Source organism: Burkholderia sp. 22PA0106, from assembly GCF_047497155.1.
Classification (GTDB): domain Bacteria; phylum Pseudomonadota; class Gammaproteobacteria; order Burkholderiales; family Burkholderiaceae; genus Burkholderia.
Genome location: NZ_CP163162.1, coordinates 669,273 through 681,362 on the forward strand (window position 1 = coordinate 669,273; position 12,090 = coordinate 681,362).

The 12,090-nt window shown below is 60.3% G+C and carries 1 protein-coding gene; it reads right to left on the bottom strand.

Annotated elements, in window-relative coordinates:
- Positions 1–660: 660 nt before the first annotated feature.
- A complete protein-coding gene (locus AB4850_RS02920) occupies positions 661–10,962 on the bottom strand; it encodes a YadA-like family protein (protein ID WP_414441943.1) in 10,302 nt (3,433 codons plus the stop codon).
- Between the last annotated feature and the right edge of the window lie 1,128 nt (positions 10,963–12,090).

Consider the following 12,090-nt stretch of genomic DNA (forward strand, 5'->3'; position numbering starts at 1 on the left):
GTGGCTGTGGTAAATATTTCAGTCGCGGAGTGTATTTCAGAAAGCAAATTGAAATGTGTAGATTTTTTGAGCTGAAAACATCTGATTTTTCTAATGTCGAGTTTTGTGCAAATTTCAATTTAATTGTATTTGCAGCCGTGAATCGGCTCTGCTGGCCGATTTGCGGGGCTGGCGCCCGTCCTGTCGTGGTAATGCATTTCAAGTCCGGGGGTGTCGGCCGTCAGTTGACGTCGGAAACATTGGAAATCGAGTGGCGTGATCTTGGTTTTAAAGATGAGGAGGGAGGGAATTGGGTGATTATGTTTTTTTGTAATTTTTGTGAAGTGAGTGATTAAATGGTCGGAAATGTAAATTTGTATGGCAGGAATGCCGTTGAAATCCATGCGCGGTGTTTTATTTGTACGAACGTTCGGCAGATGAGGCGCCGGCGTGCGCAACCCGCATCGGGTTGCATGCCAGCCCGGCGGATCGATGTGCGGCTTTCAGATCAATGGAAGTGGGCCGTGCTTGCCGGCGCACGAATGCCGGGCGCAGCACACGCCAGGATCGCAGCCGGCGTTGCGCCGGCTGGTCAGATCGCCTGATCGTCTTTCACGGCGTGCGTGAGGAAACGATCAGGCGCTTTTCGGAGCGGGTGAGGTGGGCGTGACGGCGCGTCGATTACCAGCTGTATCCATACCCGACACCGTAGGTCTTGTTCTGACCGGAGATGCCGACGCCCAGTTTCAGAATGCCGTTGGTCGTCACGTGCGCGCTGGCGCCGAAGGCCATGCCGGATTCGCCCGCGAACCGGGCAACGCCGATCGCCATGTTGACCGTCTTGCCCGGCTCGACCTGCGGCAGCATGGTCAGCGCCGTCGCCGCGGCAATCCCCTGGCGCGCCATCTTGTCGGTTTGCTGCACCGCCTGCTGGGTTTGCTGCAATTGCGAGCCCAGCGAGTTGATCTGGGTTTGCTGACCCGCGAACGACTGCGCCGTTGACGTGGAGAGCGCATTCAACTGGTTGAGGTTGACGGCGTCCGTGCCTTGCGTGCCCGCCGCGACGTTCGTGACCTGGCGTTGCTGGGTCGCGCTGCCGACCGACACCACGTTCGAGCGGCCGTCGTCCGTCGAGCCCTGGCCCAGGGCGACCGAGTTCGAACCTGCCGTGACCGACGGCGCCTGCGCGCCCGCTGCCGACATGTCGGCGGCATAGCCGCCCGCGCTCAGCGATCGCGTGGTGTTGTTCGCCGCGGTGGTCGAGAGCGAGGCGACCTGGGCGCTGACCGTGCCGAGGCTGCTCGACAGCGAGGTGACCGACGTGTTCGTCGCCGACAGGCTCGAGGACAGCGAGCTGAAGCCGCTCGAGGTGGTGGTCGACAGCGACGCCACGCTGCTGGTCGTGGTCGACAGGCCGGTGGACAGCGAACCGGTGGTGGTCGAGGTCGAGCTGGACAACGACGCCACCGAGGAGGTGGTTTGCGACTGCGAGGTCGACAGCGAGCCGACCGACGTCGAGGTGGAGGTGGACAGCGCGCTCAGCGAGGTCGAGGTCGAAGTCGACAGCGACGCCACCGCGCTGGTGTACGACGAGGCCGCGCTGCTCAGGCTGGTCGACAACGAGGCCACGGCCGCGTTGGTCTGGAACAACTGGCTGCCGTTCACGGCGTCGGTGCTGGTGGCCGAGACGCGGCCTGCCGCGAGGTTCGTCAACTGGCGCTCGAAGCCTGGCGAGCCGATGCTCACCACGCCCACCGGCGAGTTGCCCGCGAAGTTGCCGAACGTCATGTTGCCGACCGTGGCCGAGCTGACCGGCACCGCCGCCGAGGTGATCGCGCCGCTGCCGATCGCCACCGAGTTGTCGATGTTCGCGACCGCGTTCGGGCCGATCGCGACGCTGTCGACGCCCGTGGCCACCGAATCCGTCGAACCCGCCGACGTGTTGGTGTGGAAGTACTTGATGCCTGTCGAGTTGATGCTGTCGAGCGCGCTGCCGATGTTGTCGACCGTCGCCGTCGTGCCGTTCGCCTTGTACGTCGTGTACGACGGCGCGGTGATCGCGCCCGTGGTCGGGTCGTACGTCGCGCCGCCGCCGAGTGCCGAGGCGATGCTGTTGCCGACCTTGCCCGACGAGTTCGCCACCGACGAGCTGACCGAGGTGGACAGCGAACTGACGCTCGTCGAGGTCGAGGTGGACAGCGAGCTCAGGTTGCTGTTCGTCGAGGCCAGGCCGGTGGACAGCGAACCGGTTGCCGTCGACAGCGAGCCGAGGCTGGTCGAGGTCGAGGACGACAGCGAGGCGATGTTGCTGGTGGTGGTGCTGAGGCCTGACGAGAGCGAGGAGACGTTGCTGTTGGTGGTGCTGAGGCCGGTAGACAGCGAGGAGACGTTGCTGTTGGTCGAGCTCAGGCCGGACGACAGCGACGCGACGTTGCTCGTCGTGGTGCTCAAGCCGGTGGACAGCGAGCCGACGCTGGTCGAGGTCGAGGACGACAGCGAGCCGACACTGCTGTTTGTGGTGCTGAGGCCAGACGACAGCGACGAGATGTTGCTGGTAGTGGTACTGAGGCCGGTGGACAGTGAGCCAACGCTGGTCGAAGTCGATGACGACAGCGAAACGACATTGCTGTTCGTTGTCGACAGGCCGGTGGAGATCGAGGACACGCCGGTCGACAGCGAGGAGACCGTGCTGTTGGTGGTACTGAGGCCAGTGGACAACGAGCCGACGCTGGTCGAAGTCGAGGACGACAGCGAAGTGACGTTGCTGTTCGTTGTCGACAGGCCGGTGGAGATCGAGGACACGCCGGTCGACAGTGAGGAGACCGTGCTGTTGGTGGTGCTGAGGCCGGTGGATAACGAGCCGACGCTGCTGTTTGTCGTGCTGAGGCCGGACGACAGCGAGGAGACATTGCTGTTGGTCGAGCTCAGGCCCGTCGACAGCGACGCGACGTTGCTCGTCGTGGTGCTCAGGCCGGTGGACAGCGAGCCAACGCTGGTCGAGGTCGAGGACGACAGTGAGCCGACGCTGCTGTTGGTGGTGCTGAGGCCGGACGAGAGCGACGAGATGTTGCTGGTAGTGGTACTGAGGCCGGTGGACAGTGAGCCAACGCTGGTCGAAGTCGATGACGACAGCGAAGCGACGTTGCTGTTCGTTGTCGACAGTCCAGTCGAGATCGAGGACACGCCGGTCGACAGCGAGGAGACCGTGCTGTTGGTGGTGCTCAGGCCGGTGGATAACGAGCCGACGCTGCTGTTTGTCGTGCTGAGGCCGGACGACAGCGAGGAGACGTTGCTGTTGGTCGAACTCAGGCCAGTCGACAGCGACGCGACGTTGCTCGTCGTGGTACTCAAGCCGGTGGACAGCGAGCCAACGCTGGTCGAGGTCGATGACGACAACGAGCTGACGTTGCTGTTTGTTGTGCTAAGGCCGGACGAGAGCGAAGAAACGTTGCTGTTGGTCGAGCTCAAACCCGTCGACAGCGACGCGACGTTGCTCGTCGTGGTGCTCAGGCCGGTGGACAGTGAGCCAACGCTGGTCGAAGTCGATGACGACAGCGAAGCGACATTGCTGTTCGTTGTCGACAGTCCAGTCGAGATCGAAGAGACGCCGGTCGACAGCGAGGAAACCGTGCTGTTCGTGGTGCTGAGGCCGGTGGACAGGGAGCCTACGCTGGTCGACGTCGAGGACGACAGCGAAGCGACGTTGCTATTGGTGGTCGACAAGCCGGTCGAGATCGACCCGACGCCGGTGGACAGCGAGGAGACCGTGCTGTTCGTGGTGCTGAGGCCGGTGGACAGCGAACCAACGCTGCTGTTGGTCGTGCTCAGACCGCTGGACAGCGAGGACACGTTGCTGTTGGTGCTGCTGAGGCCAGACGAGAGCGAGGTGACATTGCTCGTCGTGGTCGACAGTCCGGTGGACAGGGAGCCTACGCTGGTCGACGTCGAGGACGACAGCGAAGCGACGTTGCTATTGGTGGTCGACAAGCCGGTCGAGATCGACCCGACGCCGGTGGACAGCGAGGAGACCGTGCTGTTCGTGGTGCTGAGGCCAGTGGACAACGACCCGACGCTGCTATTGGTCGTGCTCAGACCACTCGACAGCGAGGACACGTTGCTGTTGGTGCTGCTGAGGCCAGACGAGAGCGAGGTGACATTGCTCGTCGTGGTCGACAGTCCGGTGGACAACGAACCAACGCTGGTCGAGGTCGAGGACGACAGCGACGTGACGTTGCTGTTGGTGGTCGACAAGCCGGTCGATATCGAGGACACACCGGTGGACAGCGAGGAGACCGTGCTGTTCGTGGTGCTCAGGCCAGTGGACAACGAGCCGACGCTGCTGTTGGTCGTGCTCAAGCCACTCGACAGTGAGGAGACATTGCTGTTGGTGCTGCTGAGGCCGGACGACAGTGACGTGACATTGCTCGTTGTCGTCGAGAGGCCAGTGGACAACGAGCCGACGCTGCTGTTGGTCGTGCTCAAGCCACTCGACAGTGAGGAGACATTGCTGTTGGTGCTGCTGAGGCCGGACGACAGTGACGTGACATTGCTCGTTGTCGTCGAGAGGCCAGTGGACAACGAGCCGACGCTGCTGTTGGTCGTGCTCAAGCCACTCGACAGTGAGGAGACATTGCTGTTGGTGCTGCTGAGGCCAGACGACAGCGATGTGATGTTGCTCGTTGTAGTCGAGAGACCCGTGGACAGCGATCCAACGCTGGTCGAGGTCGAAGACGACAACGACGCGACATTGCTGTTGGTGGTCGACAAGCCAGTCGAAATCGAGTCGACACCGGTGGACAGCGACGACACCGTGCTGTTGGTGGTGCTCAACCCGGTAGACAACGATCCAACGCTGGTCGACGTCGAGGACGACAGCGATGCGACGTTGCTGTTCGTGCTGCTCAAGCCGGACGAGAGCGACGAGACGTTGCTGGTTGTACTGCTGAGTCCACTGGACAGCGAGGAAACGTTGCTGTTGGTCGTGCTCAATCCGGACGACAGCGAAGTGACGCTACTCGTCGTGGTCGAGAGGCCGGTAGACAGCGATCCAACGCTCGTCGACGTCGAGGACGACAGCGACGCGACGTTGCTGTTCGTGCTGCTCAAGCCGGACGAGAGCGACGAGACGTTGCTGGTTGTGCTGCTGAGTCCACTGGACAACGAGGAGACGTTGCTGTTCGTCGTGCTGAGGCCCGACGAGAGCGACGTGACATTGCTCGTCGTGGTCGAGAGACCAGTGGACAGAGAGCCGACGCTGGTCGAGGTCGAGGACGACAGTGAAGAGACATTGCTGTTCGTCGAGCTGAGGCCGGACGACAGCGAGGACACGTTGCTGTTGGTGCTGCTCAATCCGCTCGACAGCGATGTGACATTGCTGTTGGTCGTGGACAGCCCAGTGGACAGCGATCCGACGCTGGTCGAAGTCGAAGTCGACAGCGAGGACACGTTGCTATCGGTGCTGCTCAGTCCGCTGGACAGCGACGTGACATTACTGTTTGTTGTGGACAACCCGGTGGACAGCGATCCGACGCTGGTCGAAGTCGAAGTCGACAGCGAAGACAGGTTGCTGTTGGTGCTGCTCAGTCCGCTCGACAGCGATGTGACGTTGCTGTTGGTCGTGGACAGCCCAGTGGACAGCGAGCCAACGCTGGTCGAAGTCGACGACGACAGTGAGGAAACATTGCTATTCGTCGTGCTGAGACCGCTGGACAGCGAGGACACGTTGCTGTTGGTGCTGCTCAGTCCGCTGGACAGCGACGTGACATTACTGTTTGTCGTGGACAACCCGGTGGACAGCGATCCGACGCTGGTCGAAGTCGAAGTCGACAGCGAGGACACGTTGCTATCGGTAGTGCTCAGGCCAGTGGACAGCGAGGAAACGCTGCTGTTGGTCGTGGACAACCCGGTAGACAGCGAGCCAACGCTGGTCGAAGTCGACGACGACAGCGAAGTGACGTTGCTGTTCGTCGTGCTGAGACCGCTGGACAGCGAGGACACGTTGCTGTTGGTGCTGCTCAGTCCGCTGGACAGCGACGTGACATTACTGTTTGTCGTGGACAACCCGGTGGACAGCGATCCGACGCTGGTCGAAGTCGAAGTCGACAGCGAAGACACGTTGCTATCGGTAGTGCTCAGGCCAGTGGACAGCGAGGAAACGCTGCTGTTGGTCGTGGACAACCCGGTAGACAGCGAGCCAACGCTGGTCGAAGTCGACGACGACAGCGAAGTGACGTTGCTGTTCGTCGTGCTGAGACCGCTCGACAACGAGGAAACATTGCTGTTGGTGCTGCTCAGTCCACTGGAGAGCGACGTGACATTACTGTTGGTCGTGGACAACCCGGTAGACAGCGAGCCGACGCTGGTCGAAGTCGAGGACGACAGCGAAGCGACGTTGCTGTTCGTCGTCGAAAATCCGCTGGAGACTGACGTGGACAACGAGGACACGTTGCTATTGGTCGACGACAGGCCACTCGACAACGACGTCACGTTGCTATTGGTCGTGGACAACCCGGTTGACAGCGATCCGACGCTTGTCGAAGTCGACGACGACAACGAGGAAACATTGCTGTTGGTGCTGCTCAGTCCACTGGAGAGCGACGTCACGTTGCTATTGGTCGTGGACAGCCCGGTAGACAGCGAGCCGACGCTGGTCGAAGTCGAGGACGACAGCGAAGCGACGTTGCTGTTCGTCGTCGACAATCCGCTGGAGACTGACGTGGACAACGAGGACACGTTGCTATTGGTCGACGACAGGCCACTCGACAACGACGTCACGTTGCTATTGGTCGTGGACAGTCCGGTAGACAGCGATCCGACGCTTGTCGAAGTCGACGACGACAACGAGGAAACATTGCTGTTGGTGCTGCTCAGTCCACTGGACAGCGACGTGACGTTACTGTTTGTCGTGGACAGTCCGGTTGACAGCGAGCCGACGCTGGTCGAAGTCGAAGTCGACAGCGAAGACACGTTGCTGTTCGTGGTCGACAGCCCGCTGGAGACCGAGGACGACAACGACGACACATTGCTGTTTGTCGACGACAACCCGCTGGACAGCGACGTCACGTTGCTATTGGTCGTGGACAACCCGGTTGACAGCGATCCGACGCTTGTCGAAGTCGACGACGACAACGAGGAAACATTGCTGTTGGTGCTACTCAGTCCACTGGACAGCGACGTGACATTACTGTTTGTCGTGGACAACCCGGTGGACAGCGATCCGACGCTGGTCGAAGTCGAGGACGACAGCGAAGTGACGTTGCTGTTCGTCGTGCTGAGACCGCTCGACAACGAGGAAACATTGCTGTTGGTGCTGCTCAGTCCACTGGAGAGCGACGTGACATTACTGTTGGTCGTGGACAACCCGGTAGACAGCGAGCCGACGCTGGTCGAAGTCGAGGACGACAGCGAAGCGACGTTGCTGTTCGTCGTCGACAATCCGCTGGAGACTGACGTGGACAACGAGGACACGTTGCTATTGGTCGACGACAACCCGCTGGACAGCGACGTCACGTTGCTGTTGGTCGTGGACAAGCCGGTAGACAGCGATCCGACGCTGGTCGAGGTCGAAGACGACAACGAGGTGACATTGCTGTTGGTCGTGCTCAGCCCGGTCGACAACGAGTTGGCGGCGGTGGATGTCGAGGTCGACAGCGACGATACGTTGCTATTGGTGGTGCTCAGGCCGGTTGACAGCGAGCCGATGCCGGTGGAGAGGGAGCCGACACCAGTCGAGAGCGAGCCGATGCCCGTGGACAGCGAGCCGATGCCGGTCGACGTCGACGTCGACAGCGAACTCACCGCCGTCGAGAGCGAGGTGATGCCGGTCGAGGTCGAAGTCGAGAGCGTCGTGAGGTTGCTGTTCGTCGTGGACAGGCCGCTGGAAATCGACGTTACGCCGGTCGACAGCGAGGCGACGTTGCTGTTGGTTGTGCTGAGACCAGACGAGAGCGAAGTGACATTGCTCGTCGTGGTCGAGAGCCCGGTGGACAGCGAACCGACGCTGGTCGAAGTCGATGAGGACAGCGACGAGACGTTGCTGTTCGTGGCGCTGAGGCCGGACGAAAGCGAAGTGACGTTGCTGGTTGTGGTGCTCAGTCCGCTCGACAGAGACGTGACGTTGCTATTGGTGGTGCTGAGGCCGGACGAGAGCGAGGTGACGCTGGTCGAAGTCGACGAGGACAACGACGAAACGTTGCTGTTCGTTGCGCTAAGGCCGGACGAAAGCGAAGTGACGCTGCTGGTTGTGGTGCTCAGTCCGCTCGACAGGGATGTGACGTTGCTGTTGGTGGTGCTGAGGCCGGACGAGAGCGAGGTGACATTGCTCGTCGTGGTCGAAAGGCCGGTGGACAGCGAGCCGACGCTAGTCGAAGTCGACGAGGACAACGACGAGACATTGCTGTTGGTGGCGCTAAGGCCGGACGAAAGCGAAGTAACGTTGCTGTTGGTGGTGCTGAGGCCGGACGAGAGCGAAGTGACATTGCTCGTCGTGGTCGAAAGGCCGGTGGACAGCGATCCGACGCTGGTCGAAGTCGATGAGGACAGCGACGAGACATTACTGTTCGTGGTGCTGAGGCCGGACGAAAGCGAAGTGACGTTGCTTGTTGTGGTGCTCAGTCCGCTCGACAGAGACGTGACGTTGCTATTGGTTGTGCTGAGGCCGGACGAGAGCGAAGTGACATTGCTCGTCGTTGTCGAAAGGCCAGTGGACAGCGAACCGACGCTAGTCGAAGTCGACGAGGACAACGACGAGACATTGCTGTTGGTGGCGCTAAGGCCGGACGAAAGCGAAGTAACGTTGCTGTTGGTTGTGCTGAGGCCCGACGAGAGCGAGGTGACATTGCTCGTCGTGGTCGAAAGGCCAGTAGACAGCGAGCCGACGCTGGTCGAAGTCGACGAGGACAACGACGAAACGTTGCTGTTCGTTGCGCTGAGGCCGGACGAAAGCGAAGTGACGTTGCTTGTTGTGGTGCTCAGTCCGCTCGACAAGGACGTGACGTTGCTGTTGGTCGTGCTCAGCCCGGTGGACAGCGAGCCGATGCCGGTCGAGGTCGACGTCGAAAGCGAGCTGACCGCAGTCGAGAGCGACGTGATGCCGGTGGAGGTCGAGGTCGAGAGCGACAGGACGTTGCTGTTCGTGGAACTCAGTCCCGACGAGAGCGATGTGACATTGCTCGTCGTCGTGGACAGTCCGGTGGACAGCGAACCAACGCTGGTAGAGGTCGACGAGGACAACGAAGCGACGTTACTGTTGGTGGTCGACAACCCGCTGGAGATCGACGTCACGCCAGTCGACAAGGACGAGACGTTGCTATTGGTCGTGCTGAGTCCGCTGGACAGCGACGTCACGTTGCTATTCGTCGAACTCAACCCCGACGAAAGCGAAGTGACGTTGCTCGTCGTGGTCGACAATCCGGTGGACAGCGAACCCACGCTGGTCGAAGTCGAAGACGACAACGAGGCGACATTGCTGTTGGTGGTCGACAAGCCGCTGGAAATCGACGTCACGCCGGTCGACAACGACGAGACGTTGCTGTTTGTCGTGCTGAGTCCGCTGGACAGCGATGTCACGTTGCTGTTCGTCGAACTCAGTCCCGACGAGAGCGATGTGACGTTGCTCGTCGTGGTCGACAATCCGGTGGACAGCGAACCCACGCTGGTCGAAGTCGAAGACGACAACGAGGCGACATTGCTGTTGGTGGTCGACAAGCCGCTGGAAATCGACGTCACGCCGGTCGACAACGACGAGACGTTGCTGTTTGTCGTGCTGAGTCCGCTGGACAGCGATGTCACGTTGCTATTCGTCGAACTCAACCCCGACGAAAGCGAAGTGACATTGCTCGTCGTGGTCGACAATCCGGTGGACAGCGAACCCACGCTGGTCGAAGTCGAAGACGACAGCGATGCGACATTGCTGTTGGTGGTCGACAACCCGCTGGAAATCGACGTCACGCCAGTCGAAAGTGACGAGACGTTGCTGTTTGTCGTGCTGAGTCCGCTGGACAGCGACGTCACGTTGCTATTCGTCGAACTCAACCCCGACGAAAGCGAAGTGACATTGCTCGTCGTGGTCGACAATCCGGTGGACAGCGAACCCACGCTGGTCGAAGTCGAAGACGACAGCGAGGCGACATTGCTGTTGGTGGTCGACAACCCGCTGGAAATCGACGTCACGCCAGTCGAAAGTGACGAGACGTTGCTGTTTGTCGTGCTGAGTCCGCTGGACAGCGATGTCACGTTGCTATTTGTCGAACTCAAGCCCGACGAGAGCGAAGTGACATTGCTCGTCGTGGTCGACAATCCGGTGGACAGCGAACCCACGCTGGTCGAAGTCGAAGACGACAACGACGCGACATTGCTGTTGGTGGTCGACAAGCCGCTGGAAATCGACGTCACGCCAGTCGACAAGGACGAGACGTTGCTATTGGTCGTGCTGAGTCCGCTGGACAGCGACGTCACGTTGCTATTCGTCGAACTCAACCCCGACGAAAGCGAAGTGACATTGCTCGTCGTGGTCGACAATCCGGTGGACAGCGAACCCACGCTGGTCGAAGTCGAAGACGACAACGAGGCGACATTGCTGTTGGTGGTCGACAACCCGCTGGAAATCGACGTCACGCCAGTCGAAAGTGACGAGACGTTGCTGTTTGTCGTGCTGAGTCCGCTGGACAGCGATGTCACGTTGCTATTTGTCGAACTCAATCCCGACGAGAGCGACGTGACATTGCTCGTCGTGGTCGACAATCCGGTGGACAGCGAACCCACGCTGGTCGAAGTCGAAGACGACAACGACGCGACATTGCTGTTGGTGGTCGACAACCCGCTGGAGATCGACGTCACGCCGGTCGACAACGACGAGACGTTGCTGTTGGTCGTGCTGAGTCCGCTGGACAGCGATGTCACGTTGCTGTTCGTGGAACTCAGTCCCGACGAGAGCGATGTGACGTTGCTCGTCGTGGTCGACAATCCGGTGGACAGCGAACCCACGCTGGTCGAAGTCGAAGACGACAACGAAGCGACATTGCTGTTGGTGGTCGACAACCCGCTGGAAATCGACGTCACGCCAGTCGACAAGGACGAGACGTTGCTATTGGTCGTGCTGAGTCCGCTGGACAGCGACGTCACGTTGCTATTCGTCGAACTCAACCCTGACGAAAGCGAAGTGACATTGCTCGTCGTGGTCGACAATCCGGTGGACAGCGAACCCACGCTGGTCGAAGTCGAAGACGACAACGACGCGACATTGCTGTTGGTGGTCGACAACCCGCTGGAAATCGACGTCACGCCAGTCGAAAGTGACGAGACGTTGCTGTTTGTCGTGCTGAGTCCGCTGGACAGCGACGTCACGTTGCTATTCGTCGAACTCAACCCCGACGAAAGCGACGTGACATTGCTCGTCGTGGTCGAGAGTCCGGTGGACAGTGAACCGACGCTGGTCGATGTCGACGAGGACAGCGAAGCGACATTGCTGTTTGTATTCGACAACCCGCTGGACAGCGAGGTGACGTTGCTGTTCGTCGAACTCAACCCCGACGAAAGCGATGTGACGTTGCTTGTCGTGGTCGACAATCCGGTGGACAGCGAACCCACGCTGGTCGAAGTCGAAGACGACAACGACGCGACATTGCTGTTGGTGGTCGACAAGCCGCTGGAAATCGACGTCACGCCGGTCGACAACGACGAGACGTTGCTGTTTGTCGTGCTGAGTCCGCTGGACAGCGATGTCACGTTGCTGTTCGTGGAACTCAGTCCCGACGAGAGCGATGTGACATTGCTCGTCGTGGTCGACAATCCGGTGGACAGCGAACCCACGCTGGTCGAAGTCGACGAGGACAACGAAGCGACATTGCTGTTGGTGGTCGACAGTCCCGAGGAAATCGACGTGACGCCCGTCGACAACGACGAGACGGTGCTATTGGTCGTGCTCAGTCCACTCGACAGCGACGTCACATTGCTATTCGTCGACGACAAGCCGGTAGACAGTGATCCAACGCTGGTCGAAGTCGACGAAGACAGCGAAGCGACATTGCTGTTGGTGGTCGACAGTCCCGAGGAAATCGACGTGACGCCCGTCGACAACGACGAGACGGTGCTGTTGGTCGTGCTCAGTCCGCT